Consider the following 26,584-nt stretch of genomic DNA (forward strand, 5'->3'; position numbering starts at 1 on the left):
CTTATTTCCAATAGGCAGTTTCCATAATACGGCGAATATCCTTTTTCAAGTACATAGCTGCAGGATATATAGAATCATAATTGGGACGTACCCTAAAGTAGATAGACCCTGTAATAAAGTGTCTCGTACTATCGGTGATATAGAACTGGGATTGCGAAGCCGCATTTCCATCTACTTCGTAGAACATGCCATATACCTTATCTTGCGTATTTAGGTAAGGTTGTTCCACTATATTAGTCGCCTTGATTGTATGTTCGTAAGTAAGGTTTTGTGCATCCTTGAGAAGCTTTACAAGATTATCCTTCACGGGCTTATAGGTAATATATATAGTTGCCTTCATGGCAGGATAATCTAGATTAAGGTTATACCCCTCTTTCTTGCTAACCTTGGCATAGGTATTTTTCTCAAACGAGAAAGGGGTCTCCTCCTTGAGGGTATCATATTGAGCTTCTGGGTAATCCAAGCGCAAAAAAGCCTTAGGCTTGGGCTGTATATCTCCCCCACAGGCTACTAAGAAAAGCCCTATACAACAACTGATAAGAAGTCTGCTCATCATTTGATAGTCACTTTTAGTTGTTTGATTCTTTTTTTGTCTATATCTTCTATAGTAAAGGTGTAGTTCTCAAAAGCAATCACCTGTTTTTTCTCTGGGAAAGCCTCAATAAGCTCTAACAGAAAGCCTGCAAGGGTCTCGCTCTCTCCTCGTATTTTCTCAAAATGCTCTTCAGCCGATGCAGGTACAGCAAGTACTCGATAAAAATCCTTGAGGGCTGTTTTGCCATCAAAGAGAAAATTATTCTCATCGAGCTTGGTATAAAAGGTATCCTCCGAATCATATTCATCACTGATTTCCCCTACAATTTCCTCTATTACGTCCTCAAGGGTTACCACTCCTAAAGTACCCCCATACTCATCTACCACTATGGCTAAGTGTATTTTTCTTTGTTGAAACTCGGTCAGTAGGTCGTCCAACTTCTTGTTATCGGGTACAAAAAAAGCCTTTCGCTTGATACGCCTCCAATCAAAATCCTTTTCATCTAAATAGGGTAAGAGGTCTTTGGCATAGATAATCCCTGTAATATTATCTATATTATCCTGATATACAGGCACTCTAGAATAACCATTTTCTTGAATAAAAGCCAAAACCTCGGCATAGGTCATCGTCTCATCTATAGCCGAAATATCTATGCGTGGATGCATGACCGCTCGTATATCAGTATTTCCGAAAGATACAATGCCGGAGAGTATCTTATGTTCCTCACGAGTGGTATCTTCTTGAGAAGTAAGTTCCAATGCCTGAGAGAGTTGTCCCACCGAAATAGAGGAACTTTTACGAAGCCTATCATTGATAAAGGTAGTAAAAAGAGTCATAAATACACTCAGCGGAGTAAGGCATACATCTAACACCTTGATAATAGGAGCCACCCTATGAGCAAAGATGAGGTTATTGCGATTGGCATATATCTTAGGCAGAATCTCCCCACAGAGCAAAATAACGAAAGTAAGAATACCTACCTCAAAGATAGCTCGTACCCATTCGTTCATACCACCAAAGAGAAACTCTCCTAAGGGAGCAAAAACTAAAACAATGGATATATTAACTAAGTTATTAGCTATCAGTATAGTAGCCAGTAATTTCTGAGGTCTTTTAAGCAACTGCACGATAATGGAGCTACTATCCTTAGCTTCCTCTTCTTCCAATTCAGTAGAGGAGAGAGAAAACAAAGCGGTTTCTGCACCTGATATAAGGGCAGAACAACCTAAAAGAACCATAAAAATAAGTGCTCTAACGAGCAAATCCACAGTGGATGGTGTTAATGATTGTAGTATCGACGAATCTGTGTCCAAAATTAAATGTTTAGTTATACAATAAGGACTTCACGAGAATCCTTTTATTTTTAGAATGGTACAACATCTTTTTGTGATGGGGCACCCATTCCTGTGTCTGGTACACTACCCTCTGCTTGAGGGGTAGCTGACACTGATTGAGGTATATTTGTTGCCTCTTGGGAAGTACCTTTTTTAGGAGTCAGGAAATTAACATCTGAGGCCACTATTTCTGTAATATAACGGGGGGTACCATCTTGTGACTGATATTGTCGAGTACGCAATCTCCCTTCTACATACAGTAGGTCTCCCTTTCTGACGTATTTTGCTACCAGTTCGGCCAACTTATTATTAAATACAAGATTGTGCCACTGGGTATTTTCCACCTTTTGTTGAGTAGTCTTATCGGTATAGGATTCATCAGTGGCCAAGGACACCTGTCCTACACAACTGTCTTTCTCAAAGTAAGTGAGTTTCACATCACTTCCTAACCGACCTATAAGCATGACTTTATTTAATGTTCCGTTCATAGTAATATTTTAGTCTATATTCAATAATTAATCATTTGTCCTTATTGATGTATTTTTGTATCACCACTGGCATCGGGTACTTCTCCAACTCAGTAGGAGGAATCCCTTGTGCGAGGACTTCTGCTAACTCTATTTTCCAAAATGATATATGCAAATGCTGATGTGTGAGCTTATGCAAAAAAGCCTTAGGCTGGAGTGCTATGTCCACAGCCTTGGGATATTTTTCCTTAAGCAACACATATACATCAGCTTCTGAAAGGTCTCCCGTAGTCTCCAAAAGAGGAAACTGATAAAGTCCCTGCCAGATATCTTTCTCACCTCGCCTTTCCATAAGGGTATAGCCTCGTGTATCGGAAATCACACAGTAATGAAAATAACGATGAGTAATCTTCACCTTAGGTAGCTTCACAGGTAGCCTATCTACCTTATCTTTGTGATAGGCCAAGCACTTTTCATTCATCACACACCCCTTACAATCTGGAGATTGTGGCTTACACTGAAGCGCCCCAAACTCCATAATAGCTTGGTTATACTCCCCTGCCCTATCCTTATCTAAAAGATGATAAGCCAATTCCCTAAAATACTTCACCCCTTCGGTGGTATTGATAGGTATTTCTATATCAAATATGCGACTAAGGACTCTATACACATTTCCATCTACTACAGCCTTGGGGGCATTGTAGCAAATAGAGGCAACAGCACTAGCGGTGTAATCTCCCACACCTTTGAGAGATAGTAGTCCCTCATAAGTGGTAGGGAAAACACCCCCCAATTCCCTAGTAATATACTGGGCAGCATGCTGCAAGTTCTTAGCTCTAGAATAATAACCTAAGCCCTGCCATACTTTAAGCACTTTTTCCTCAGGAGCATTCGCCAAATCAGCCACCGAAGGAAACTGTGCTACAAAATTCAAGTAATAAGGAAGCCCTTGGCTTACTCTGGTTTGTTGTAGAATAATCTCAGAGAGCCATACATAATAAGGATTCTTTACTCCCCTCCATGGCAAATCCCGCTTATGAATAGTGTACCATTTGCAGAGTAGCGCTGAAAAATCGGTAAATTTCTCTTCTTCCAAAACTACACCTCTGCTATAACATCTATACCTCCCTTTACTTTCTGTCCGAGAGTAACTTTTACTTTTGCTGAAAGAGGAAGATAAATATCCACACGAGAGCCAAACTTGATAAAACCTGCATCAGCTCCCTGCAGAGCAACATCTCCTTCTTTGGCATAATTAACGATACGCTTGGCTAAGGCACCTGCTATTTGTCGGTAGAGTACCTTCCCAAACTGTTCATTTTCAACCACTACTGTGGTACGTTCGTTCTCCTCAGAGGCCTTGGGATGCCATGCCACTAAGTACTTCCCTGGGTGATACTTGCTATAAACTACACGTCCACTCATAGGATAGCGAGTTACATGTACATTCAGGGGCGACATGAATACGGAGATCATGCGACGCTTATCCTTAAAGTACTCATTCTCTTCTACTTCCTCTATTACTACCACTTTACCATCTACTGAGGAAATGATATGATTAGGATTTATAGGGGTTTCACGCTTAGGATTTCTAAAAAACTGCAATATCAGTACAAAGAAAACAAGGACAACCAACATAAGGGCTATCCTAAGCCATTCCATATTGACTACAAACTGGTCTATTAGTATGAAAAGTAGTGCTGTAATAATGGTACTTACCAAAATAATCTTTGCCCCTTCTTTATGTGCTTTGTAAAACATTTTTTATTAATTATTAATTGTTCATTCACAGTCAGCCATTTTCTTCACTTCTCACTAATAAGGTGCTATCACAAATGCTGCTGGGTACATATTTTTGACCTTAGTAAGAGCTTTTTCTGCCTCTAAGCGGGTACGGAATTGTCCCATACGAACCTTATAGTTAGGGGTTTCAAAAGCCAAAAAGCAGGGATAAGAGTACTTCCCAGAAGCGCGTTTGATCTCTTCATTTGCCTCAGAGATAGTTCCATTATATATCTGGATTTGGTAGGTCTTCTCCTGCTGTCCAAATTCCTTTTTTACCTCCATAAGGTCTTTGATTTGCTGGCTTTGATTGATTTTTAGCTGTTGCCCACAAGCATACTGTCCCCAAAATAGCAAGCCTATTGTGGCTATAAAACAAATCTTTTTCATTAACTAATATATTTAGGGGCAAATATACAACTTTTTTCTCAAACACGGACTTTACATTTTTCTATTTTTTTTCAACTGCCAACTGAATACTGCCATCATCCGCTTGATCTCTCTGCACTAAGATGCAATGAATTGTACTTATACAGATGACGAGGCTTATTCAAGGATTTGTATTGATCTACCTGAACAAAGTTAAAATCTAGTAAATTGAACTAGCATGAGCAAAAGTGAAGAGTGAAAAAAACTATTCACTTATCACCATTCATTATTCCCTTACTTATTTGTTTAATTCGCAAAATATCCTTACTTTTGCCCTATCTTAATAAAGCACATGGATAATACTAAATATATCTTCGTAACAGGGGGAGTTACCTCCTCTTTAGGCAAGGGAATCATTGCCGCTTCGCTAGCTAAACTACTACAAGCCAGAAACTATCGGGTTACTATTCAGAAGTTAGATCCTTATATCAATATAGACCCTGGTACTCTGAATCCTTATGAACATGGTGAGTGTTATGTAACTGAGGATGGTGCTGAAACTGACCTTGACCTTGGTCATTACGAACGCTTTCTTAATGTATATACCTCTCAGGCTAACAATGTTACCACAGGGCGTATCTACCAAAGTGTTATAGAAAAGGAACGCCGTGGAGAGTTCTTGGGTAAGACTGTACAGGTAATTCCTCACATTACCAATGAAATCAAAGACCGTATACAGCTCCTTGGCAAAAGCGGTCAGTATGATATTGTCATCACCGAAATCGGAGGTACCGTAGGAGATATCGAATCCCTACCTTATATAGAAGCCGTAAGACAACTCCAGTGGGAACTAGGTGATAACAATGCCATTGTAATACATCTTACTTTGGTACCCTATCTAGCTGCTGCAGGTGAGCTAAAGACGAAACCTACTCAACATAGCGTAAAAGCCCTTATGGAAAGTGGTCTCAAAGCCGATGTATTAGTATGCCGCACCGACCGAGAGCTGCCCGATGACCTCAGACAAAAGCTTGCCCTTTTCTGCAATGTAAAGAAAGAAGCAGTTATTCAGTCCATTGATGTCTCTACCATCTACGATGTACCCAACCTCATGCTCCTTGAAGGACTTGATACAGTGGTGCTCAAGAAATTAGCGCTTTCCGATGCCCAAGCCCCTGATCTGAGCAAATGGAATACTTTCTTACAAAAACATAAGAACCCTAAGCACCGTGTACGTATAGGTCTTGTAGGAAAATACGTAGAACTACCCGATGCTTATAAGTCTATCTTAGAGGCTTTCATTCATGCAGGAGCCGAAAATGAGGTAAAAGTAGAAGTAGTCATGATTCATTCCGAATACTTGGACGAGAGCAACTTAAAGGACAAACTCAGCGGTCTTGACGGAGTATTGGTAGCACCTGGTTTTGGTGAACGTGGTTTAGAGGGAAAAATTAAGGCTATACAGTATGTTCGTGAACATAATATTCCTTTCCTTGGTATCTGCTTAGGTATGCAAATGGCCGTTATTGAGTTTGCCCGACACGTGGCAGGCTTTGAGAATGCCAACTCTGCCGAAGTAAGCCCCAATGCCCTTTATAAGGTAATTGACCTTATGGAAGAACAAAAACATGTAACCCAAAAAGGCGGTACCATGCGCTTGGGTGCTTGGGATTGTGATCTGGAAAAAGACAGCAAGATTTATGAGGTATATGAAAATACCCATATCTCAGAGCGCCATCGTCACCGTTATGAGTTCAATAGCGAATATCGCAAACCTCTTGAAGAATCTGGCTTGCGCTGTTCAGGCATCAACCCTAAAACAGGCTTAGTGGAAGTAATCGAACTCCCCTCTCATCCTTGGTTCATAGGTGTACAATACCATCCTGAGTACAAGAGTACGGTAGCCAAACCACACCCCTTATTTGTAGCTTTTGTAAAAGCCGCTTTGGACTACAAACTCAAAAAATAATTCAAAAACAACTTCCAATATTTCAGGGCAAAATATTGGTCATGTTCTTAAAAAATTGTATCTTTGCCCTATATTAATACCCTAATCAAATCAACAAACACTCTATGGAAGAAAGACGTTCCAACCTCACTTCTCTTATAGGTATGATGCTTATGACCATTGTGCTTATATTCTTTTTCTATCGCAATCAATCTACTGCGGAGCAAGTGAATAATACCACCCAAACAACCGACTCCTCACAGCCACAAAATACACCTGACCCACAGGCAATGACCTCATTGCCTACCGATTCCTTAGGTCTTAGTAAGTACAAAGAAAAACTAGGGGCTTTTGCCTACTCTGCTACCTTGCCTTCTGCTAAGGAGGGGGCTGTTACTACCTTAGAAAACAGCTTACTTAAACTACAAGTAAGCAACAAGGGCGGACAGATTACAAGCCTTTTAGTAAAAAACCAAAAGACCTACGAAGGGCAACCTGTAGAACTTATCAAAGATAACAATGCCGCTTTCTCCTTGGAGATTACCACTACGGATAACCGTACCCTAAAGACAGAAGACTTATTTTTCGAACCTTCTCTCGCTGGCAATGTACTTTCCATGAAGCTACGAGTATCAGCCAATCAATACCTTGAATATGTATATACGCTCCGTCCCGATGAATATTTCATTGATATGACAGTGCGCAGCGTAGGTCTTAGCTCTGTGCTCAATACAAGCAATGCTCCTCAGCTTACTTGGAAGCTTAAGGCGCGCCGTATGGAAAAGAGCGTTACTTACGAAGACCGATATGTACAAGCTGTCGTACAGTATGAGGATGACCGCGATGATAAGCTTAGTGCAGGAGGGGAAGACTCTGAGAAATTCAAGCTTGTCAAATGGGTGAATTTCAAGCAACACCTATTTAGCTCCTTCCTCATCACCGATAAGCCTTTTGCAAGTGGTGCTATCTCTTCCAAGAACTTGGCTACATCTGAAGACAAAAGTGTACAAAATACCAAAGACTTCAAAGCCATATTTCCTCTGGAATACACATCTGGAGAGTTGAATCAGTCACTACACTTCTTCTATGGACCATCGGATTATCATATTTTTAAAAAATATGACAAGCAGTACGGTCTTACCAAAGCAATTCCTCTAGGTTGGGGTATCTTTGGTTGGATCAACAAATGGTTTGTAATTCCTGTTTTCGACCTCTTAAGCAGCTTTATGTCTATAGGATTGGCCATTATCGTCCTTACCATTATTGTACGTATTCTGCTCTCCCCTATCCAATATAAGTCCTACCTCTCTCAGGCCAAAATGAAAGTACTTCGTCCAGAGATAGAGGAGATTAACGAGAAATACAAAGGTCAAGATAACGCTATGAAGCGCCAACAAGAGACCATGGCACTATATAGTAAAGCAGGAGTCAATCCTCTCAGTGGCTGTATTCCTGCCCTCTTACAGATGCCTGTCTTCTTTGCGCTCTTTAGCTTCTTCCCGACAGCCTTTGTACTCCGCCAGCAATCTTTCTTGTGGGCTAACGACCTTTCCTCTTATGACTCCATAGCTCAATTGCCTTTCAGCATTCCTTTCTATGGAAATCACGTGAGTCTATTCCCTATATTAGCCTCTGTTACCATGCTGATATATATGCTTATGACCACAGGGCAAATGCAACAACCCCAACAAGAGGGCATGCCTAATATGAAGTTTATGATGTACATCTCCCCTCTGATGATGTTATTCTTCTTCAATAACTACGCTAGTGGCTTGAGTTTGTATTATTTCATATCCAACCTTATTACTATATTTATTATGTTGGCTATCAAGTATTGGATTATTGATGAAAAACGTATCCATGCCAAGATACAAGAGAACAAGCAGAAACCACGTAAGGAAGGTAAGTTCCAACGCAAATTCCGCGAAATGATGGAACAAGCCGAAGCGCAACAACGTGCCCAACAAAACAACAAAAAGAAATAACCCCAAAAGGTCAGTTGTCAGTATCCACTGACCACTGACCTTTGTTCCTAATAACCGATTATTAACCTTATTTAAATATTAACGCCATGAATATTATTTTAGATGTACATGCAAGACAAATCCTCGACTCAAGAGGTAACCCTACTGTAGAGGTAGATGTAATTACTGATAGCGGTGCCAGAGGACGTGCTGCTGTTCCCTCTGGTGCTTCTACCGGAGAATATGAAGCAGTGGAACTTCGCGACGGAGGAAAAGAATACTTAGGAAAAGGAGTACTCAAAGCTGTAGAAAATGTCAATGATATCATCGCCGAAGAGATTATCGGAATGAATGTATTTGACCAAAACCTTATTGATAAAGTTCTTATCGAGCTTGATGGCACCCCTAACAAATCCAAATTGGGAGCCAATGCTATCCTTGGGGTGTCCCTCGCTGTAGCCAAAGCGGCTGCTGAAGAATTGGGCATTCCTCTCTACCGCTATGTAGGGGGCGTAAGTGCCAACAACCTCCCTGTACCTATGATGAACATCATCAATGCAGGTTCTCACTCCGATGCGCCTATCGCTTTCCAAGAGTTTATGATCATGCCCGTAAAAGCTGAGTCTTTCTCTCAAGCCTTGCAAATGGGTTCTGAAATCTTCCACAACCTTAAGAAGGTACTCCATGACCGCGGATTAAGCACTGCCGTGGGAGACGAAGGAGGTTTTGCGCCTACTTTCGAGGGCACAGAAGATGCCCTTGAGACTATCAAGAAAGCAGTAGAGAAAGCAGGATATAAGTTCGGCGATGAAGTGAAAATTGCCCTTGACTGCGCTTCTTCTGAATTCTATGAAAATGGTATCTATGACTACACCAAGTTCGAAGGCGAAAAAGGTAAAAAACGTACCTCCGCTGAACAAGTAGCTTACCTTACTGAATTGGTGAACAAATATCCAATCATATCCATAGAAGATGGTATGGATGAAAACGACTGGGACGGCTGGAAACTCCTTACCGATGCTATTGGTGACCGCGTACAACTTGTAGGTGATGACCTTTTTGTAACCAATGTAGAACGTTTAGAAAAAGGTATTGCTCAAGGGGTAGGTAATTCTATCCTTATCAAAGTAAATCAAATAGGTACCCTTACCGAAACCATCGCAGCGGTAGATATGGCACACCGTGCAGGCTACACCTCTATCATGTCTCACCGTTCTGGAGAAACTGAGGACAATACCATTGCTGACCTTGCAGTAGCTCTCAATACCCGCCAGATTAAGACTGGTTCTGCCTCTCGTTCTGACCGTATGGCCAAGTATAACCAACTACTCCGCATAGAAGAAGAATTGGGTGAAGTAGCTTACTATCCACAGGAAAAAGCTTTCCGTGTAAAGAACTAATGCTACCTACCCCTAGAAAAATAAGTATATTTTTTTAGTGTGTTCAAAAATTTTCGACAAAAACTTTTCCAAAGTCTTCTACTTTGGGAAAGTTTTTGTACATTTGCACAAATTATAGAATCAACATTAGTGGTTGGTTGTTAGTAGCTAGTTCAAGTCTCTAACAACTAATCTCTAACAACTAACAACTAAGTAATATGAAATTAGACATTTTAGCATTTGGCGCACACCCCGACGATGTAGAACTCGGTTGTGCAGGTACGCTAGCCAAGGAAATTAGTTTAGGTAAGAAAGTAGGTATTATTGACCTTACCCAAGGGGAATTGGGCACCCGTGGAAGTGCCGAGCTCCGTCGAAAAGAAGCCGATGAGGCCGCTCGTATCCTCCAAATTAGTATTAGGGAAAACCTTTGCTTTGCTGATGGATTCTTCCTCAATGACAAGCATCACCAATTGGAAATCGTCAAGAAACTGCGCAAGTATCGCCCTGAGATTGTAATCTGCAACCCCTTCGATGATCGCCATATAGACCATGGCAAGGGCGGCAAGCTTGTAAGTGATGCGTGCTTCTTGAGCGGTCTGCGCCGTATAGAAACCAGCGATGAGAACGGAAACTCACAAGAGGCTTGGCGTCCCAAAGTCGTTTATCACTACATACAGTGGAAAGACCTTCGTCCTGATTTCGTGGTAGATATCACTGGTTTCTTAGAAAAAAAGATTGAAGCGGTATATGCCTATCGTTCCCAGTTCGTTCCTGACGAAGGTAACGACCCACAAACGGTTATCACCAGTCAGAATTTCCAAGATAGCATCAAGTTCCGCGCTCAGGAATTGGGTATGCTCATCAACCGCGACTATGCTGAAGGCTTCAATGTAGAACGCTATGTAGCCGTAGATAACCTCAGCGACCTGATCTAGATTATTTCACATGAAACTTACCTACCTCCTCTTCTTACTTTGTTCTCTCTGTTGGGGACAAAAAGAAAAACAACGATTTGCTTACCAGCTAAAGGATGAAGTAAAGACCCTAACAGTAACCAAGGAAGAACTCCCTGAAGCACAAGGAGATTTGAACGTAGATCACTTTGACGACAACCAGCAAATCACCTTTGATACCCAAGGTCGTATCATTGAGTTTGTCAATTACCACAAGGGGAAAAGACCTACAACTATCAAAAAGACAAGCTATGATGCTAAGGGTAGACTGACCAAAGAGATCCTTAGCATCGCTGCTGAAGACCTAACACAAACTACCATTTATGAGTATGATGATACACAGAAAAGGGGAAAAGCTACCTCCACTTCTACTGGATTTCCTAACAAAAAATCCAAAATAGAACTGACTATGACCCCTAATGATCAAATCGCTGAGGTGATTGCCTATGGTTTCGAGGGAGAGCTAACCGCAAAATCTGTACTTGAATACAACAAAAATAAATACCTAACCCAATCTCGTACTTATAATGATAAAAACAAACTTGAACATAAGTCTTCTTATGAATATGATCATAACAATAGACTAACAAAAGTAGAAAATACAATTATCCGCCCTCACTTTGAGATAAAGAGCTCCTTTGAGTATATCTACAAGAATGATATTTATCCTATAAAGCATATCTTTACACTTAACCAAAATGCTCCCATCACTTACTCTTTCCAATATAAGTTAGATCACAAAGGTAATTGGATAGAAAAAACATATTTGCACAAGGGAAAAGCGGTTGCTATTATCAAAAGAGAAATCACCTATTATTAAAAAGACCTTTCCATGAAACCTTTACTTTACTTATTATTTGTCTTATATACTCTTACAACTTTTGCTCAGGATGATGAACCTCTTAAATATTTCTTTTTAAGAGGAAAAATAAAGTCTATACGTATGATACCTTACAAAATAAAAGAGAATGAGGACAAAACGATAGATAAAATAATAAGTAATGGCGTTCTATATGACAAAAATGCTTATATAAAGCTCAACAAAGCAGGTAAAGTTACTAAAAGAATATTCTATGATGACAAAAATAAAGTTATTGGAAAGAGAAAAATAACTTATGACCACAAAAACAGACGTAAAAAAGAAAAAGTATATAACAGCAAAGGCAAATTGACCAAAGAATTTGTCATGACTTATGATGAAAAAAGGAAAGAAAGCCGAGAAATTTATCATATAGAACAAGATAGCGATTTCCAGCGTATTACTCTTTGCCGATTGGATGAAAGTGGTAATCCTATCGTTTGTATCACCTACTATTCAGATGGAGAAATTATTGAAAAATGCTATCTAAGGTATGATGATTTTGGAAATCTTTCCGAGCGAATATATACAAGTCCTGAAGATGATAGAAAATACATCTACCAGAATGAATACAATCTTATAGGGTTTCCTACCAAATTAATCAAGGAAGATTATGTCAATTACACAGATAACTTCAGAGTAAGTTATTTCTACAAAGACAATTATCCCCCTTATGCACAATCTATAAGTACCAATGGTGTACTCCCTATCTACTCCGAACTATCCTACCAATACGATAAAAAAGGAAATTGGATACGAAAAGAAGTACGATACAAAGATAAATTAGCTTTTGTAGTAGAACTAAAACTCACCTACTATTAAAGTAAAAGATAAAAGGTAGAAAGTAAAAATCGCATAAGTGTGTATGTGAGCAAATAACTAATCCCCAACAATTAAGAACTCATGAAAATATTCCACAATGCTCATTGTAGCAAAAGCAGAGAATGCTTGGCTTTCCTCAAAGAGGAAGAGCTCAATTTAGAAGTAGTAGATTATCTCAAAAATCCTCCTACAATAGAGGAAATAAAGGAACTCCTACGCAAATTAGCTATCAAACCCATAGAGTTGGTACGCAAAAAAGAAGCCGTTTGGAAAGAAGTAGGCAAGGACACCCTTTCAGATGAAGAAATTATTGCCTTGCTACACCAATATCCCAAACTTATAGAACGCCCCATAATCATAGATGGGGAAAGAGCTATCATAGCACGCCCCTTGAGTGTTGCTCAAGAGTGGCTCAAAACAGCAGAATAAATCAAACTTTTATTTATTACATATGAAGAGAATTTTTCTATTAGCAGGTCTCTTAGCAGCTTGCTACACTTCCTCCGCACAGGTATATGTATCTGCCACAGGAGGATATGCGTGGGGGGTACCTTCCACCAAAATAGGCGAAGAAAGTATCAATGGCACACAAAGCGTACGCTTTGGTACTTTCGGAGAAGGCATCAACAGCCAACTCAGAGTGGGTTATTTCTTTAACAAAACATGGGGCGTAGATGTAAGTGTAGGATACCTATATGGCAAAGACCAAGTAGTAAGACGCGAAATCAGCGAGAGAACTATCGCAAATACTCCTCTAAAAGCCAGCATTAACGGAGAAGTTATTGGAAGAGGACGTGCCTTGGGAGCTGCCCTATCAGTAACCTATAACTTTACCGATAATTTCTACGGACGTTTTGGATTGCTTACCAAAATAGGAGGGAAAACCGAAGCAGTAGCCCATTCTTACACCACTACCCAACAAGATATTCCTGCCTCAATCGTTGCCAGACTTAAGGCTGTAGTTCCTTCCTTAGCGGGCTTACCTGGCGGAGCCTCCATCGCCTCCGGAGCTACCATTGAGACTTCCTATACCGAAGATTACAAAGGAAAAATGCCTTTTGGTACTATCGCTGCTTTAGGGTATAATTATCATATTGATGAACACTTGTCTATATTTGCGGAATTGGAATATATGAACATTGCTGTAAAGCGTGACTACTCCGAACTGAAAGATTTCAAACAAACTTTCAAGGCTAATCTTAGTATAGGGGGAGCCAGCCGATCCATAGAAGTCCCTCTAAAAGACTTAGATGGCTTTACCAATGGCACTTATAATGATGCACTGCGTGGACAAGTATATCACCAACGAACCAACTATGTAGAGGAAGCTAGCAAAGAAGAACTTGAGAACCCTTTGAGTAATAAAAAACTTACTGAAAAAGCTTCTTATTCCTCTTTAGGACTTAACTTTGGTATCAAATATACTTTCTAACAAGCAAAAAAGGGTGAGCTAAATTAAAGCTCGCCCTTTTTCCTCAAATTTCTACTCACCCGCTGGCTTTCGCCACTTTTTCTCTATCGCTTGATAATTTATCCCAATAGCAGGAGGTTGCATTTCCAATTCTCCTTGTGAGAAAGCTCTCAGAAGAACATCCTCAATCCAAAAATCCTCCTCCACACTCTCTGGAGCATAAATACTCTTGAGCGACAAATCATAAAACCAAGCGGTATTATTATACCAGAAAGCACGCCAACCACTGCGCAGGTGTTTGACTAAGTCATAAGCGGAATAGCCTGTCTGTCTATAAATGAGCTTAATCAGAATACGTCCTTGTGAGCGAGAGAGTTTCTTAAGTTCATCTGTGAAGCGCTCCTCAGTTTCCTCCTGTATCTTTTTAGTATATTTCTTCTTTTGCCTATTGCTGTGTAAGGTGTCCAATGTTCGTTCTATACTATATAACTTATCGGCTGCCATTTTAGCATAAGGATATACTTTTTTCACCCTATACTTGAGCAACTCATATTTTTTCCTTTGTGTTTCATCTCTGAAAAGAGGTTGATTTCCGAAGAACAATATCTCCTCAAGGTCAAATACCATTTCTCCTGCACCGATACTATCTTTCTTAATAGGTTCTTCTGTACTGTCTTGAGTACTACTTCCCTTTGTTAGAGTATCTGTTTGCTGAGAAAAAATAGGCTGTATTCCTATAAGGGTTATTATAAAAAAAATTCTTGCGTACATATCAAATTTTGGACAAATGTACGATTTTTTCAAAAATTTGTTCTTTATTAAAATGTTAAAATGATATATTAAATATCAAAAAATCAATAGCTTCTACTTATTTTTTTGTAACTTTGCGAAAAATTCCAATGCAGTGGAAGCAATCCCCAGTCCTAATTATGTTCTAATGACCCAAGAGGGAACTTATCTTGTGGAATACCTCATAGGAGAGGTAGTTTTTACCACGAGTATTAGCCGTGCCATGATATTTACAGACCTTATGGTAGCACATCGTTTCAAAACTCTCTTATATGAACGTTTTGGGATAAAGGTAAGTGTAAACACTTATATTTACTAATTTATATTAAATGCTTGTATTTACAGAAATAATTTCACTATCTTTGCACCCACTCTCTTTATAATTTAGTTGATAATGTACTACAAAGATACAAATAGTAATAATAATGGTGTTCACATAGGAATTCTTCTGTTGAGGATTGTCATTGGAGGAATATTGCTCTTCCATGGAATTTCTAAGTTACATGATATTAGTTTTGTAAAAATACAATTGGTCAATCACGCACTGCCTAGTATTTGGGCATACGGAGTCTATATAGGCGAGATTGTAGCACCTATTCTGCTCATTGCAGGCTATCGTACCCGTTTCTTTTCCATGATTATAGCACTTAACTGCTTGGTAGCTATTTTCTTAGTACATAAAAACGAAATTTTTGTCATCAATCCTGATACAGGAGCTTGGGCAATTGAGACCTTAGGATTGTTCTTAGGAGGTGCCATCTGCCTATGTTTCTTAGGAGGAGGAAAATATGTCCTTTCCAAAAAAAGCAAATGGGACTAACAAAAAATCTCTTCTTCTCCCTTTTTATTCGCAAAAAAATAGTATTTTTGTACCACTGAAATAATAAAAAACGCTCGTAACATTTTAATATTCAAATATTTATATGTAATTTTGCACCATGGTTGTGTCAAACTTGTGACACGTATTCAATAGGAATTATTTTAGGACTATTCTCATAGCCCTAAATAAAAAAATGCCTAAAAACAACAAACAATCTCCCATTATACCCATGGTGGCGTTTAAGCCTGCTGAGCTCCGTATAGGCACTGATTGGCTAATTGTGTATTATGCTAAGGATCCTCAATCGGACAAGCTGGTTAGGTTTCGTAATAGGGTGCCTAAAATGAGCAACAAAAAAGAACGCTTGCGCTTTGCTCAAAAGATGATAGACACACTTAACGAGCAACTGTATTCGGGCTGGTCTCCATACATGGGCAACCTTACAGAGGTAAAAACAATTGATTACTGTTTTGATTATTACCTAAAAACACTCTCCAAGGAACTTTCGGACGGGGTGAAAAGAAAATCTACTTACAACAATTACAAATACTTTATTACGGCTTTTACTGAATATTTATCTATATACCAGAAAAATGTCAAGTTTATATCTGATATTTCTACGCTTATATGTGATCATTTCTTGGATAGAATCTATATAGAGAAAGAGAAAAGCGCAAGAACTTACAACTTTTACCTTATGTGTATGCGAACTTTTTTCAACTTCTGTTTGTCGAAGGGGTTTATAAAAGAAAGTCCAGTAAAAAATACAAAGACGAAGTCTATAAAGGAGAAAACAAGGGTAGTACTCAATGAAAAAGAAAAAGCTAAATTAGCTCTCTTAAAAGAGGAGAATTTTCATTTTTACGTGTTCTGTATGACTACCTATTACTGTTTTATTCGTCCTAATGAGCTTAAAAAACTAAAGGTGGAGAACGTAAATATAGAAAAAAACTACATCACTATACCCAGCAGTATTTCCAAAAATAGAAAAACGGAGAATGTAACCATTCCGAATATATTTATAGAGGAGTTGAAAGAACATATTGGCAAAGCCTCCAAAGACCTATTTTTGTTCGGAAAGAAGTTTGTCCCAGGAAAGCAAGCGGTTACAAATTTATTCTATCATTGGGAAAATGTGCGTAAAAAATATGGTTTTAGAAAGGAGGTTCAGTTTTATTCGCTCAAGGACACAGGCATAACAGATATGCTTAACGCTGGCGTTCCTGCTATTAAGGTGAGAGATCAAGCGCGCCACTCCGATCTGAAGATAACGGAGATATACACCGCTCGCAACAACTCCGCTGATGAAACAGTCAAAAATATTCATTACTGATGATTCTACGCAACGAGAGTAGGGCGGAGTAACCGTTTTTTTGGAAACTTTGGAAACTTAGAAACCTATTGCTGATTTTCAATAAGTTACAAAACAACTCAAAAATCGCCTTACAGAGCTATATATCGTTATAAACTATTTATTTTCACATAGTTACATTGTATTTATATAAGTTTCCAAATCTTTATTATTTTTGGAAACCAAAGGGGGAAATTTTTGGAAACCGAGCCTATTTTTGGAAACCAAGCATAAAAAACTCCCCTGCGTGTGCCGTGCAGAGGAGGAAAATGTAAAAAAATGTACCAAACAAAAAATCCCTAACCTTACGGGGTAGGGATTTGTACTCAAGGGTTAGCGCTTACGAGTTTTCTTCGTGGTTGCTTTCTTCGCTTTCACAATACGTCCGTTCTCGTTGTAACGGAAACCTTTCTTGAGCCGTCCATTGGCTTTCAAGCCGACTTTCTTTGTTGCCATAGAATTAAATATTTAATTAAAATCTGTTGTTTTTGATTCTTCCTCGTAAAGAGCTAATCTTTTTTCTAAGATATTAGCGTAAGCCGTCATTGTGTCATACTGCATTCTTAGTAAATAGGCTTGTGTCTTGTCTATTTGTTTAATTTTCTCGCTTTCCAAGAAATCTCTTAACTTACCTATTTTTTCTCTAAGTTCTTCATTTTCTACACGAACTCGCTCAAACACTTGTTGTTTTTCTTTGTTCATAACTTATTTTTTATAATTGTTTTACGTCTCTTGAAAGAAAATGTTGTACAGTATTGCGTACAGCGCTTTTCTTTGACATATTCTTTCCTTTTTTGGAATGAGAAGCACTTTCTTTTGTGCTTTCTATAAATATATGCTCGTGGATTATAGGAAATCCCAACACATCTACACCTGTTCTATAAGAGATTATTTCTACTTTCATATTATAATACTTCAAAATTCAGTTCTTCACTTTCTGTTGGCTCATAGTGAGCGGGTAGGGCGGGCACTTCGGGAGCCGTGGTAAGCATACGTTGTTCGTATATGCTATATTGTAGCTCGGTGGCGGGCCGTTTGTTGTAGCGGTTTTTGTCGGGATATACATAGTTCTCGCGGTAATCGGGAAAGGTCTCTGTAAAGAGAATAATATCGCCGTCAAACTGGCTTTTGCTACCTCCTCGCATTTTGCCGTCTGCTGTTTGTTGAAAGATCACCAAAAACAGCTTGCCGTCATACTTCTTGCGCAAGTCCTTGTCAATCTCAAAATGAGGTGCCAGCTCACGCATTTTCTGAAAGGAATCAATTACAATCACTTCGTTGGTATGAATCATAGTGTCCAGCTCTGCCAAGGAACGCACGTCCTGAGCGGTGATATGCTCCAAGGCTGTATCGTTTAGGTACTGATAGGCTTTTTCCTCGTACAGCACACTTTCGGGGTGCTCCTCGATAGAGGCATGTCCTACACGATAGCGCTGCGCCAGGGCATTCATAAACTGAAAGGCAAAGCGTGTTTTTCCGCTACCTTGTTTGCCAGTGAGCGTGATCACAAGGCTGTCTTTAGTCTTTTTCTCCAAGGCCCCAAGGAAAAGGCTCATTTGCTCGTCGGCCACTAAGAAACTTTCTCTTACTTCAGGGCTTTTTGCCAACTGCTGGGCGAGGGTTTGCCTTGGAGCTGGCAAGGAGGTTACAGGGGCTTCGGGTGCATTGAGACCAAATTTTTCGTCTTTTTTCTTGCGGGATAAAGATTTTTTCGTAACTTTGTCCTCAGAAAGCGAGCTATCTCTTAGGCTTTCAGTTACCCACGGGGCTGGAATAGAGGTAGCTTGCTTTTTCTTTTTAGGATTAGCACCTACTTCAAAGGTTTTAAACCTAAACTTTCTATCTCTATCAACTGCAATAGAAATACGTACGTGCCGTTTCTCTCCATCAATAGTAACTTTCGCTTTAAAATTTAGGTAACCTATGATATTAGGCGGGCTACTTTCTTTTCTATTTCCCCAATTATTGTAAGTAGAATTTTTAATAAGCGATTCTAAATGCTCCAAAACAGCTACTTTTTCTTTGTAAATAGGTTTTTGTAGTTTTTTTCCTGCTGTATTAAAGAACTCTATCTGAATATTGTCTTCTTTAAAGAAATTTTTAGAAATACTCTTTCCTCCATAATTTTCAAGGTAATATTCCAATGTGTATTCCCTTAACTCAGGTACAGACATCTGCTTAAACCTTTCGGTAGAGACTTCGGGGACGGCACCAAAAAGCCCTTGGGAGTAATCCACACTGGAAAGGCCTTTTTCTTCCTTTCGGTTTTGAGTGAAATGCAATTGGATAGGAGCTATTCTTAATTGACTTATCACATCATTACTACGATCCCCCATATATACAGGCGTTGTCAGTGCTATATTCCCATTATCTGTTTCTATATTTAAATTTTTGTTCTCTAAGTTATTGGTGTATAGCCTTATCTTTTTAGCTCCATTGCTTTGTAGAATTTGCAATATATTCAGCAAATCCTTAATTCTATAGTGCCCCTCTCCTGCATTGGAGGTGATCTTAACTACATATACCATTTTCCAATCATAAATCTTCCTTATTACCTCAAGTCCTGATTTCAAATGCTGAACAATCGGCTCTATAGCTACCCAATCGGAGGTATAAACGGGGTTTTCAGTTAATACAGATTTATAATTGATGGAGCCTGGATATATATCCCTGTAATATTCTTCCTTTGAACAGCCCTCGATCTTGGTACATTTATAATTAGGATCATACAAAGCGCCTGTTTTTAGTCCGTCATTCTTAGGACGATTTAAAAGGATTATATTATTAGCGTCTGTGGCTATATAACAGTCTTTATCTATAAAAACACAAGTTAAAACTGGACGTAAATCATCTTTCTTTGCTACGATCGTCTTGAGGCTATCAATACCTGTAATTTTTGAAATAGTAGGTTTCACAAGAAAATCTTCTGTATTGATGAAGCCACGAGGCTCCTCCTTAAGATTCTGTTTTTTTAAGTCCTTTAGTATCTTCTTTAAAAAGTCAGATCCTACAGCCCCCTGCTTGTCGGCAGACTTCTTATAATAAATTTCGTTTTTTTCGTCTTCAAACTCAAGAAACACCTTAGTAGGTTCCTGCAATAGGGTGAAATTAGCCACGTTTTGGACTTTTCCTTCCTTTGATTTTGGGGACTTTGTAGCCTTATTGGGGGCTTTTTCTACTTTTTTTTTAGACGAATCTTGGACATTTTCATTTTTTAGATAGGCTTTTCTATCTCTCAAAAAATTATAAAGTTTGTGTATTCCTGCGATATAGCCAAGGTCATAAGTCTTTTTTATACGTTCTACCCCTTTATGGAATTTCTCCAATAGCTCATACCCACGAGGTGTAAGCTCATAGGCACGCATTTTAGCAGAGGGATTCTGCAAACGAGTAAGGAGGGGGTGTTTTCTATATTGTAGCACGGCTTCTGTAGGCTTCTTCCCTGGTGTATTCCAAAAACGAAAGATTGTTTTTCCTTCTTCAAAAGCGTCTGTAAAATTGTAGATAAAGTCCAATACTTCACCTTTAGGAATATCCACATTTTCAGTGACTAGTTGTGCCTGCAAATCATCAAAGGCTTCAAAATCTTTTACCTTGGGGTCTGATACTTCCTTAGTGGGTTTTTCCTTCTGTGGCGCTTTCTCCTTCTTCGGTTTGGCTTCTTTTTTAGGCTTTTCCTCTACCTTCACCACGTTGCCATTGACGAACTTCCAGCCCTTGCGTAGGCGACCACAATCGTCCAAGGCTTCGCGGTAGTCGCCTGTATGCTGTACCCCTGAAAGCCCTTGTTTTTTTAGTATTCCTGTAGCTAATAGGTTATGTTCTACGTCCCAAATAGCATTTGGCGTAAGCGTACGTTGCCAGGCTTTTACAGAGGGTGCCCATTTAAAGGCGTGTTTCTTGAGTTTTTCCCTTACATCTTTGTCGGGAATGCCGTCAAAAAATATCTGTAAGCGTTGTGTAGCTCCATTTTTTACAATCTTCCCTCCTTCAATGAGTATCTCTTCTTCTCCTTTGCTTTGATTTTTCTCAAGGCTTGTGATTCGTTCTTTTATTCTTCGTATTTCAGCATTGATATTCGCAGGACTACTATAAAGAGCGTACCCATATCTATTTATTTTATCAAGCATTTCTTCTACATCTTCCTTTTTGATGTCATATTTTTCAAAAACAGAACTGTCTTTTGATTTCTTATATTCTTTTTCTGCTTTTTGCTGTCTGTATATATATTCTTTTTTCTCTTCTAACTGCTTGATTTTGTCCTGTAGCTTAGCAATAGCATTTACATCAACACTTTTTACAACTTCTCCAGTTTCATATTGATCAGCAGGAGTATTTTTAGCTATTTTAGCGAGCTTATTTTTTAGTTTTTCTACTTCTCGATTGTGTGTTTTTAGTTTTTCATATTCTCGTTGTATAAGGCTTTCATTACTAGCGATCTTACGAGCTGTTATCCCAGCTCCTCCAGTAACGCCTGTGCTAAAGGTGCGAGCCCGAATACTTATCATTTCCTTATAGTTTTTCAAAAGTGAGGCATATCCTTTTTCAAAAGTTGCGTTATAAGCCTCCAATGCTCCCGTTTGCTTAGCTTGTTCTGCATGGCTATTGTAGAGCTGTTCCATACTATCAGCCCAGTCTTGTTGTTCTCTTTTGGCTCGTTTTTCAGGATCAAAAGAAATCCAAGCATAAGAACGTTCCAAAGTGTCATAGCTTAGATCATCTTTGAACCTTTCAGTATGTAAGAGAGTAACAGTATTTTCTATGTTTTTTCCCTCCTTCTGTGTAGCTTTCTCCTTCTTTGGTTTGGCTTCCTTTTTAGGCTTTTCTTCTACCTTTACCACATTACCCTTGACGAACTTCCAGCCCCTGCGTAGGCGACCACAATCATCCAAGGCTTCGTGGTAGTCGCCTGTATGCTGCACACCTGAAAGCCCCGCAGCGCTATCATATTGAGTAATGGTAATCTCAAAATGAGTAGCTTCGGGGCTGTTGTTAAGGGCTTGACTAAGGCGATAGATAATAGCTGTGTTGTTTTCTGCTTTGGCTTGGGTCAAGACTTGTTCTACTTCCTTGCGAGAGACTTCGCGGTTATTGAGGGCGTTAAAGGCTTCGAGGGCTGTCATAGTTATTTTGTTTTCTTAGATTGAGAAAGATTCATGCTTTCTTGTTCTTATGGAATTATTTTTCTTTTCTTGTTAGGAAAAAGAAACCTCCCCCTACTACTAATAGAACGAGAAGGATATTAGTTGGGGTAAAGAATCCTGTCTTTGGTTCCTCTTCATTCTTTGTTGCAGGTGGCGCTACTGGTGCAGGTACTATAGGTTTGGTTGCAGGTGGCGCTACTGGTGCAGGCACTATAGGCTTGGTTGCAGGTGGCGCTACTGGTGCAGGTACTATAGGGTTGATTGCAGGTGGCGCTACTGGTGTAGGCACTATAGGCTTGGTTGCAGGTGGTGCTACTGGAGATTTTGCAGGGGCAGGTGCTGCTGGAGGCTTAGGCTTCCAAGTCCTATATAAATAGAGATAATCCTTTATTTTGAGAATTAACTTTTCAATATCTTTACACAAACTTTTTAAAAAACTATCACCACCAAATGGATGCACTCTTATCTCAATTTCAAATCTTCTAAGTGCTTTTTCACACTCATCAAGAAGTTTAGTATATGTCTGTTTCAGCTCCTCTGAAAGAACAGGAGGAGATTTTTTGAGATACTGATCAAGTTTGTATGATTCGTCTATTACTTTTCGTTCCCATTCAGATCTGTTCATATTCTTACTATTTTATATTTTGTTTTTCGTGTTTTACAGCCAAATAGACTTGGAAGCCTGCCAGTAGAACAGCCATAGCTGAGAGAGCAAGGGCGATTTTGTCCTTGAGGTGAAAATTTTCGTTTAGATCTGTACCTTTTTGAGTTGTTTTCTTTCGAGCCATAGTTTGGGTTTATAGTACTGTAAAAGGCAAAAGCTCGCCCCTGCTAAAAGGGCAAAACTCAAGAGGCCTATACGTTTTTTTTTTCGATTGGAGGGCTGTAAGAAGTGCTTCCCATAAGCCTATAGGCTTCCTCGTAAGCGCTGTAGGGAATAAATTTCTTGGCTATATGAGGATAATTCTCTTTTTCAGCTATTGCTTTGGCTAACTTAATAAAAAAGTCCTTATCCAACGCTTTAAAAGGCTGTTCAGCGGGGAGCCCTGTTTGCTTAGAAACATAAGCAATATAACTTTCTGTAGGATTATTATCACTGGGAGGTGCCCACCGTGAAATGAGTTTTCTAATGGTATTATCACCTCTTTTGATCCAGGTATAAGCATTTTTCATTAAGGCGCGTAGGCCATATTCCACAGAAATAAATTGTTCAAACTCCATTTTACCAGTTTTACTATTTCTGTCCGTATTCTGAGAAAGTGGTACCTTTCCTTGCCAGGCTGTTTCTCCTATACGGATATTTCCAGGATTGTTATTCTTGATTCCTCTGATATCTGTAGGAGCTTTTCTTAAATCAGTCATAATGTCAGTTTTAAAAGTTATTTTTTCTTTCCTTTGGGTTTAGCATAGTAGCTATAGATCAAGTATCCTCCTGTACCCAAGGCAACAGCTAAGCCACCCCATAGGAGCCAATTAGTAGCATTTCCATTTTCAGACGGAGCAGGAGTATAGCCACCTTGGTTCAAGTTAGAGGTGCCACCTCCTGTGTTGGTATTGCTTCCATTATTAGGGGTGGGGTTGGAAGGCTTTGTAGGTGCGGGCGTACTAGGTTTTGTAGGCGCAGGCGTACTGGGTTTTGTAGGTGCAGGCATACTAGGATTAGTAGGCGCAGGCGTACTAGGTTTAGTAGGAGCGGGTGTACTAGGATTAGTAGGAGTAGGCGTACTAGGTTTAGTAGGAGCGGGCGTACTAGGCTTGGCTGGCAGAGGGATAATAGGCTTAGCAGGAGCAGGCAATACTGGATTACCTCCGCTTGTCATGTTTATTCCCATATAAGCATAAGCTGTATCATAAGCGTCCGCAGGAATTCGGCTTTCCGCAGCACCCATTTCTATAGTAGCTACAATCTTAGCCATTTTTATATAAAAATCTTTGGTGAATGCGGTAATTCTTTTGTGGTTATCTATTCCAAAAGCCTTGGTTAGGGTGCTTTCATACAACGCGACTTTCTTAGTACTTGCTGCTGGATAAAAGCGACGCGCAAAATCGGCTATGGTGTTTTTTCCGCCCTTTTCCATGATCGTACGTATATTGATCATCAAGGCACGTAACCCATACTCTACTGCTATAAACTCTTCATACTTAGCATTACCAATTCTGTGTGTTTTAGGTACTTTTCCTCCCCAGTCTTCACCCTTGTTAGGTAGGTTACCAGGATTGTTTTGGTAGAGAGGGCTATTTTTGTATTCTTCAGTTCTGAAAGTTTTCATTGATACTGGTTTTATGTTATGAAAAAGATTGTTTTAGGGTGTATATTTGTCCAAAGGCGTCAATATCTATTTCAAAAGAGAGTTTGTTAATAAGGCTCATATACTTAGCCCAGTCTTTTTTGTTCTCCTTTACCATGTCCCAAATCTCACTGGCTACCGAAAAAGCACTAATTTCTATATAAACATTTTCTAGAATAGCTGTGGCGCCCGCTCGTAAGTCTAACTGATAAAAATTAGGAAGAGAAGCATAGCCAATAGGAACGCCCTTGAGATATACCCGCATAACCTTGAGTTGTATTGACCCATTGGTATTGATATAGAAGTCTTCCGCTGTAGGGTTGGTCAGGGCAAAGTCTAAGAGTAGCCATATTTTGTTCTGTAGGAGCTTAGCCCCTGCGTCTTTGTACTGATGAAAGGAAAACATTACCTTTTCAAACAATCGTTTGGCTTGTTCTGTCTTCGCTTTTGCTATTCCATAGATAGCAACACCTATCGCACAGATTCCCATTATAACGATAATTGCTTTTGTTTTCATATACTAATGTTATAACCATTTATTTTTTAGTTTTCTAATCCCTAAGACGCCCCCTAATAGAATAGAAAATGCTCCTATACATGATAGAAATTTTACAAACTTAGGAATATAGGTCTCCTTTACTATCTTTATATGCTCTGTTTCCTTTATATTGGACAAATCTTGCTTTTTATCTCTATAAATATTTTGTAAAGGAGGTGTATTTTGGTATATTACTAAACTATTTTTATAGTTATCATAGTAAATTCCTTGTGATTGTGAGCCTTGTACCTTATGCGTTTTTATAATTTGTAATAGTCTGCTTACTTCCTTTTGGCAAAGGCTATCACATTCTTTATTCATGGTTGAGATAGAGGGTACTTGTACAAAGATTGTATCATGAAAATCGTAATAATGCTCTACAAATACACTATCAGTAGATATTAGTTGCGTTTTTTCATAATTTTTGTTTGTCTGTGTAACCGATTTGCAGCCCAATACAAGGAAAACCAATAGAAAGGATAATATAAAATTCTTCATTTGGATAGCTCATTAATACGTTCTTCTAATTTTTTGATTTTCTCTTTCAATTTCTCGTTTTCATTGAGAAGATCTGTAATTTTTTGGTTGTAATCTTCAAGGAATTTCTTATAGATAATTTGTATTCTATCTACAACCTCGGCTTCAATAGCGTCTGTTTCTACTTTACGTTTTTTTCGCTCAAAGAGCATTCCCAAGACACCCCCACCTACCAAGGTAGAGAGCAGGGTTAAAATACTTTCTAACATCATAGAATTGTTTAGTTTTTAGAAATATAATAGAGAGGTATCTCCTGTAAATTTATATTTAATAGAGGTAGGTTTACTTTCATAATCTCCACTGCTGGTTTCGTCATACTCAAATATCCATTCTCCCTGAGGCTCTATCCTTAAACCACCATATTTAAGTGGTGCTCCTTGAGCATATATCAAGTTATCTAAGGTCGTTTGTTGTGTCATATCAGTTCGATTGACATGGACTGTAGGAGACTTTCGCGCATTTTCTTTTGTTGTAACCCCTAATTTATCACACATAATATAGAGAGCTTTAACACCTGATAATCCTGCGTGTCCATAAGGCAACTCTATTTCTATCTCTTTTGTTTCTCCGTCAAGAGATATGTTTTTGATTAGTACTTGTGTATATGCAACAACTCCCCCTATTGATTTAGGTTCAAGCCGAGCAACAAACCCAAAATTAGCGGAAAACTTTTGTTTTGGAGTAGGATTTGGATTACTACTCCCACTACTATTATTACAGTTACAAATCATTTTGAAAGGAATACCTATCATCTTTTCTCTATTTATTGGTTATTTTATATAGCTACCTTTTTTACACTCTTTTTATATTGTGAGTTATCTAAGGAAAAAAGGAGTAACCCAAAAAGTAATGAAGCGCCACCTACAAGCAGTAATTTTGAAGTTTTGAGCGTATCATTATAGCTTTTTTTCTTAGTTACTATAGTTTGTGGATTATAAAACCTCCTTATTGGGTTTTCTTGATTTTCTTTTTCTTCCTTTTTTGGTGTTTCTTTTATTGTTTTGTTATTTTTGGGAGGTGTTACAACAACTTCATCAAGTTCTTCGGCAATTTCTTTTAAAACTACATTGAAAGCAGCTGTATCTTTTTGTATAGGAGGAGATATTTTGGTCTCCCTACCTATAAAAGAGAAAACTAATTGACTACCTATAGGTGCATTGATTTTGTAATTACCATTGACATCTGTTGTAGTACCTTTTGTAGTGCCTTTGATGAGGATATTGACACCCAAAATAGGTTCGTTGTGCTCATCGGTAACCCGACCTATAATATATCGTTTTTCTGTTTCCAT

Annotated in this window: 32 protein-coding genes; 12 read left to right on the forward strand and 20 right to left on the reverse strand. The window is 38.9% G+C overall.

Annotated elements, in window-relative coordinates; genetic code table 11:
- Nucleotide 1: 1 nt before the first annotated feature.
- From gldD to Q0625_RS10970, 6 genes are all read right to left on the reverse strand, one after another.
- A complete protein-coding gene (gldD, locus tag Q0625_RS10945) occupies nt 2-556 on the reverse strand; it encodes a gliding motility lipoprotein GldD (RefSeq protein ID WP_298827099.1) in 555 nt (184 codons plus the stop codon).
- Nucleotides 553-1,773, reverse strand: a complete 1,221-nt coding sequence (gene gldE, locus Q0625_RS10950; RefSeq protein ID WP_298827294.1) for a gliding motility-associated protein GldE — start codon at nt 1,771-1,773, stop codon at nt 553-555. Before gldE ends, gldD begins: the two co-directional genes overlap by 4 nt.
- 125 nt (nt 1,774-1,898) lie before the next feature.
- Nucleotides 1,899-2,357 carry a single-stranded DNA-binding protein gene (gene ssb / locus Q0625_RS10955; RefSeq protein ID WP_298827102.1) on the reverse strand — a complete coding sequence of 153 codons (459 nt, stop codon included), beginning with the start codon at nt 2,355-2,357 and terminating at the stop codon, nt 1,899-1,901.
- Nucleotides 2,358-2,388: 31 nt separating this feature from the next.
- Nucleotides 2,389-3,432, reverse strand: a complete 1,044-nt coding sequence (mutY, locus tag Q0625_RS10960; RefSeq protein WP_298827106.1) for an A/G-specific adenine glycosylase — start codon at nt 3,430-3,432, stop codon at nt 2,389-2,391.
- Between the two features lie 2 nt (nt 3,433-3,434).
- The gene (locus Q0625_RS10965) at nt 3,435-4,097 is read right to left on the reverse strand and encodes a phosphatidylserine decarboxylase family protein (protein WP_298827109.1); all 663 of its coding nucleotides are present in this window, start codon (nt 4,095-4,097) and stop codon (nt 3,435-3,437) included.
- A gap of 54 nt (nt 4,098-4,151) precedes the next feature.
- Entirely contained in the window at nt 4,152-4,508 is a 357-nt protein-coding gene (locus Q0625_RS10970) for an SPOR domain-containing protein (protein WP_298827112.1), read from the reverse strand.
- A gap of 331 nt (nt 4,509-4,839) precedes the next feature.
- Here Q0625_RS10970 and Q0625_RS10975 point away from each other — a divergent pair, with 331 nt between their 5' ends.
- From Q0625_RS10975 to Q0625_RS11010, 8 genes are all read left to right on the forward strand, one after another.
- Nucleotides 4,840-6,456: a CTP synthase gene (locus Q0625_RS10975; RefSeq protein WP_298827117.1), complete on the forward strand. Its 1,617-nt coding sequence runs from the start codon at nt 4,840-4,842 to the stop codon at nt 6,454-6,456.
- Nucleotides 6,457-6,560: 104 nt separating this feature from the next.
- Nucleotides 6,561-8,420, forward strand: coding sequence for a membrane protein insertase YidC (gene yidC, locus Q0625_RS10980; RefSeq protein WP_298827120.1), 1,860 nt, complete (start codon nt 6,561-6,563; stop codon nt 8,418-8,420).
- 86 nt (nt 8,421-8,506) lie between these two features.
- Nucleotides 8,507-9,799: a phosphopyruvate hydratase gene (gene eno, locus Q0625_RS10985; RefSeq protein WP_298827122.1), complete on the forward strand. Its 1,293-nt coding sequence runs from the start codon at nt 8,507-8,509 to the stop codon at nt 9,797-9,799.
- Nucleotides 9,800-9,996: 197 nt separating this feature from the next.
- The gene (gene bshB1 / locus Q0625_RS10990; RefSeq protein WP_298827124.1) at nt 9,997-10,716 is read left to right on the forward strand and encodes a bacillithiol biosynthesis deacetylase BshB1; all 720 of its coding nucleotides are present in this window, start codon (nt 9,997-9,999) and stop codon (nt 10,714-10,716) included.
- A gap of 10 nt (nt 10,717-10,726) precedes the next feature.
- A complete protein-coding gene (locus Q0625_RS10995; RefSeq protein WP_298827127.1) occupies nt 10,727-11,554 on the forward strand; it encodes a hypothetical protein in 828 nt (275 codons plus the stop codon).
- Nucleotides 11,555-11,566: 12 nt separating this feature from the next.
- A complete protein-coding gene (locus Q0625_RS11000; RefSeq protein ID WP_298827130.1) occupies nt 11,567-12,415 on the forward strand; it encodes a hypothetical protein in 849 nt (282 codons plus the stop codon).
- 81 nt (nt 12,416-12,496) lie between these two features.
- On the forward strand, nt 12,497-12,844 hold the full coding sequence (gene arsC, locus Q0625_RS11005; RefSeq protein ID WP_298827133.1) for an arsenate reductase (glutaredoxin): 348 nt from the start codon (nt 12,497-12,499) through the stop codon (nt 12,842-12,844).
- Nucleotides 12,845-12,866: 22 nt separating this feature from the next.
- Nucleotides 12,867-13,847, forward strand: coding sequence for an outer membrane beta-barrel protein (locus tag Q0625_RS11010; RefSeq protein WP_298827136.1), 981 nt, complete (start codon nt 12,867-12,869; stop codon nt 13,845-13,847).
- 51 nt (nt 13,848-13,898) lie between these two features.
- Here the strand turns inward: Q0625_RS11010 and Q0625_RS11015 are convergent, their stop codons facing one another.
- On the reverse strand, nt 13,899-14,597 hold the full coding sequence (locus Q0625_RS11015; RefSeq protein ID WP_298827139.1) for a DUF4294 domain-containing protein: 699 nt from the start codon (nt 14,595-14,597) through the stop codon (nt 13,899-13,901).
- Between the two features lie 133 nt (nt 14,598-14,730).
- On the opposite strand from Q0625_RS11015, the gene Q0625_RS11020 reads away from it, so the two are divergent.
- The 4 genes from Q0625_RS11020 (at nt 14,731) to Q0625_RS11035 (ending at nt 17,102) form a co-directional block, all read left to right on the forward strand.
- Nucleotides 14,731-14,934 carry a hypothetical protein gene (locus Q0625_RS11020; protein ID WP_298827143.1) on the forward strand — a complete coding sequence of 68 codons (204 nt, stop codon included), beginning with the start codon at nt 14,731-14,733 and terminating at the stop codon, nt 14,932-14,934.
- Nucleotides 14,935-15,009: 75 nt separating this feature from the next.
- A complete protein-coding gene (locus Q0625_RS11025; protein WP_298827146.1) occupies nt 15,010-15,435 on the forward strand; it encodes a DoxX family protein in 426 nt (141 codons plus the stop codon).
- A gap of 193 nt (nt 15,436-15,628) precedes the next feature.
- Nucleotides 15,629-16,768: a site-specific integrase gene (locus Q0625_RS11030; RefSeq protein WP_298827148.1), complete on the forward strand. Its 1,140-nt coding sequence runs from the start codon at nt 15,629-15,631 to the stop codon at nt 16,766-16,768.
- Between the two features lie 193 nt (nt 16,769-16,961).
- Nucleotides 16,962-17,102 (forward strand): hypothetical protein, encoded by a 141-nt coding sequence (locus tag Q0625_RS11035; RefSeq protein ID WP_298827151.1) that lies wholly within the window; start codon nt 16,962-16,964, stop codon nt 17,100-17,102.
- 17 nt (nt 17,103-17,119) lie between these two features.
- Here the strand turns inward: Q0625_RS11035 and Q0625_RS11040 are convergent, their stop codons facing one another.
- The 13 genes from Q0625_RS11040 to Q0625_RS11100 all read right to left on the reverse strand — a co-directional run bounded on the left by Q0625_RS11040 (nt 17,120) and on the right by Q0625_RS11100 (nt 26,584).
- Nucleotides 17,120-17,242 carry a hypothetical protein gene (locus tag Q0625_RS11040; protein ID WP_021629489.1) on the reverse strand — a complete coding sequence of 41 codons (123 nt, stop codon included), beginning with the start codon at nt 17,240-17,242 and terminating at the stop codon, nt 17,120-17,122.
- Between the two features lie 12 nt (nt 17,243-17,254).
- Complete coding sequence (locus Q0625_RS11045) at nt 17,255-17,488, reverse strand: hypothetical protein (protein WP_298827161.1); 234 nt, start codon at nt 17,486-17,488, stop codon at nt 17,255-17,257.
- Nucleotides 17,489-17,498: 10 nt separating this feature from the next.
- Entirely contained in the window at nt 17,499-17,690 is a 192-nt protein-coding gene (locus Q0625_RS11050; protein ID WP_021629487.1) for a hypothetical protein, read from the reverse strand.
- Between the two features lies 1 nt (nt 17,691).
- Entirely contained in the window at nt 17,692-21,909 is a 4,218-nt protein-coding gene (locus tag Q0625_RS11055; RefSeq protein ID WP_298827168.1) for a hypothetical protein, read from the reverse strand.
- Nucleotides 21,910-21,964: 55 nt separating this feature from the next.
- Nucleotides 21,965-22,555, reverse strand: a complete 591-nt coding sequence (locus tag Q0625_RS11060) for a hypothetical protein (RefSeq protein WP_298827171.1) — start codon at nt 22,553-22,555, stop codon at nt 21,965-21,967.
- 7 nt (nt 22,556-22,562) lie between these two features.
- Nucleotides 22,563-22,718 (reverse strand): hypothetical protein, encoded by a 156-nt coding sequence (locus Q0625_RS11065; RefSeq protein WP_298827174.1) that lies wholly within the window; start codon nt 22,716-22,718, stop codon nt 22,563-22,565.
- A gap of 67 nt (nt 22,719-22,785) precedes the next feature.
- Nucleotides 22,786-23,292, reverse strand: coding sequence for a hypothetical protein (locus tag Q0625_RS11070; RefSeq protein WP_298827177.1), 507 nt, complete (start codon nt 23,290-23,292; stop codon nt 22,786-22,788).
- Nucleotides 23,293-23,309: 17 nt separating this feature from the next.
- Nucleotides 23,310-24,200, reverse strand: coding sequence for a hypothetical protein (locus Q0625_RS11075; protein WP_298827180.1), 891 nt, complete (start codon nt 24,198-24,200; stop codon nt 23,310-23,312).
- A 16-nt stretch (nt 24,201-24,216) separates the two neighbouring features.
- Nucleotides 24,217-24,735: a hypothetical protein gene (locus tag Q0625_RS11080; RefSeq protein WP_298827182.1), complete on the reverse strand. Its 519-nt coding sequence runs from the start codon at nt 24,733-24,735 to the stop codon at nt 24,217-24,219.
- Between the two features lie 9 nt (nt 24,736-24,744).
- Nucleotides 24,745-25,254 carry a hypothetical protein gene (locus Q0625_RS11085; protein WP_298827186.1) on the reverse strand — a complete coding sequence of 170 codons (510 nt, stop codon included), beginning with the start codon at nt 25,252-25,254 and terminating at the stop codon, nt 24,745-24,747.
- Entirely contained in the window at nt 25,251-25,505 is a 255-nt protein-coding gene (locus Q0625_RS11090; protein ID WP_298827189.1) for a hypothetical protein, read from the reverse strand. Before Q0625_RS11090 ends, Q0625_RS11085 begins: the two co-directional genes overlap by 4 nt.
- 15 nt (nt 25,506-25,520) lie before the next feature.
- Nucleotides 25,521-26,045 carry a hypothetical protein gene (locus Q0625_RS11095; protein ID WP_298827191.1) on the reverse strand — a complete coding sequence of 175 codons (525 nt, stop codon included), beginning with the start codon at nt 26,043-26,045 and terminating at the stop codon, nt 25,521-25,523.
- A gap of 23 nt (nt 26,046-26,068) precedes the next feature.
- A complete protein-coding gene (locus tag Q0625_RS11100) occupies nt 26,069-26,584 on the reverse strand; it encodes a carboxypeptidase-like regulatory domain-containing protein (RefSeq protein WP_298827194.1) in 516 nt (171 codons plus the stop codon).

Origin of the sequence: uncultured Capnocytophaga sp. (assembly GCF_938029845.1) — a bacterium.
In the GTDB taxonomy this organism is placed as follows: domain Bacteria; phylum Bacteroidota; class Bacteroidia; order Flavobacteriales; family Flavobacteriaceae; genus Capnocytophaga.

Bases quoted from the DNA above. Each gene is read 5' to 3' on its own strand.
- gldD (WP_298827099.1), bottom strand. From the start codon at position 556: ATGATGAGCAGACTTCTTATCAGTTGTTGTATAGGGCTTTTCTTAGTA.
- gldE (WP_298827294.1), bottom strand. From the start codon at position 1,773: ATGGTTCTTTTAGGTTGTTCTGCCCTTATATCAGGTGCAGAAACCGCT.
- ssb (WP_298827102.1), bottom strand. From the start codon at position 2,357: ATGAACGGAACATTAAATAAAGTCATGCTTATAGGTCGGTTAGGAAGT.
- Q0625_RS10965 (WP_298827109.1), bottom strand. From the start codon at position 4,097: ATGTTTTACAAAGCACATAAAGAAGGGGCAAAGATTATTTTGGTAAGT.
- Q0625_RS10970 (WP_298827112.1), bottom strand. From the start codon at position 4,508: ATGAAAAAGATTTGTTTTATAGCCACAATAGGCTTGCTATTTTGGGGA.
- Q0625_RS10975 (WP_298827117.1), top strand. From the start codon at position 4,840: ATGGATAATACTAAATATATCTTCGTAACAGGGGGAGTTACCTCCTCT.
- yidC (WP_298827120.1), top strand. From the start codon at position 6,561: ATGGAAGAAAGACGTTCCAACCTCACTTCTCTTATAGGTATGATGCTT.
- eno (WP_298827122.1), top strand. From the start codon at position 8,507: ATGAATATTATTTTAGATGTACATGCAAGACAAATCCTCGACTCAAGA.
- bshB1 (WP_298827124.1), top strand. From the start codon at position 9,997: ATGAAATTAGACATTTTAGCATTTGGCGCACACCCCGACGATGTAGAA.
- Q0625_RS10995 (WP_298827127.1), top strand. From the start codon at position 10,727: ATGAAACTTACCTACCTCCTCTTCTTACTTTGTTCTCTCTGTTGGGGA.
- Q0625_RS11000 (WP_298827130.1), top strand. From the start codon at position 11,567: ATGAAACCTTTACTTTACTTATTATTTGTCTTATATACTCTTACAACT.
- arsC (WP_298827133.1), top strand. From the start codon at position 12,497: ATGAAAATATTCCACAATGCTCATTGTAGCAAAAGCAGAGAATGCTTG.
- Q0625_RS11010 (WP_298827136.1), top strand. From the start codon at position 12,867: ATGAAGAGAATTTTTCTATTAGCAGGTCTCTTAGCAGCTTGCTACACT.
- Q0625_RS11015 (WP_298827139.1), bottom strand. From the start codon at position 14,597: ATGTACGCAAGAATTTTTTTTATAATAACCCTTATAGGAATACAGCCT.
- Q0625_RS11025 (WP_298827146.1), top strand. From the start codon at position 15,010: ATGTACTACAAAGATACAAATAGTAATAATAATGGTGTTCACATAGGA.
- Q0625_RS11030 (WP_298827148.1), top strand. From the start codon at position 15,629: ATGCCTAAAAACAACAAACAATCTCCCATTATACCCATGGTGGCGTTT.
- Q0625_RS11040 (WP_021629489.1), bottom strand. From the start codon at position 17,242: ATGGCAACAAAGAAAGTCGGCTTGAAAGCCAATGGACGGCTCAAGAAA.
- Q0625_RS11045 (WP_298827161.1), bottom strand. From the start codon at position 17,488: ATGAACAAAGAAAAACAACAAGTGTTTGAGCGAGTTCGTGTAGAAAAT.
- Q0625_RS11050 (WP_021629487.1), bottom strand. From the start codon at position 17,690: ATGAAAGTAGAAATAATCTCTTATAGAACAGGTGTAGATGTGTTGGGA.
- Q0625_RS11055 (WP_298827168.1), bottom strand. From the start codon at position 21,909: ATGACAGCCCTCGAAGCCTTTAACGCCCTCAATAACCGCGAAGTCTCT.
- Q0625_RS11060 (WP_298827171.1), bottom strand. From the start codon at position 22,555: ATGAACAGATCTGAATGGGAACGAAAAGTAATAGACGAATCATACAAA.
- Q0625_RS11065 (WP_298827174.1), bottom strand. From the start codon at position 22,718: ATGGCTCGAAAGAAAACAACTCAAAAAGGTACAGATCTAAACGAAAAT.
- Q0625_RS11070 (WP_298827177.1), bottom strand. From the start codon at position 23,292: ATGACTGATTTAAGAAAAGCTCCTACAGATATCAGAGGAATCAAGAAT.
- Q0625_RS11075 (WP_298827180.1), bottom strand. From the start codon at position 24,200: ATGAAAACTTTCAGAACTGAAGAATACAAAAATAGCCCTCTCTACCAA.
- Q0625_RS11080 (WP_298827182.1), bottom strand. From the start codon at position 24,735: ATGAAAACAAAAGCAATTATCGTTATAATGGGAATCTGTGCGATAGGT.
- Q0625_RS11085 (WP_298827186.1), bottom strand. From the start codon at position 25,254: ATGAAGAATTTTATATTATCCTTTCTATTGGTTTTCCTTGTATTGGGC.
- Q0625_RS11090 (WP_298827189.1), bottom strand. From the start codon at position 25,505: ATGATGTTAGAAAGTATTTTAACCCTGCTCTCTACCTTGGTAGGTGGG.
- Q0625_RS11095 (WP_298827191.1), bottom strand. From the start codon at position 26,045: ATGATAGGTATTCCTTTCAAAATGATTTGTAACTGTAATAATAGTAGT.
- Q0625_RS11100 (WP_298827194.1), bottom strand. From the start codon at position 26,584: ATGGAAACAGAAAAACGATATATTATAGGTCGGGTTACCGATGAGCAC.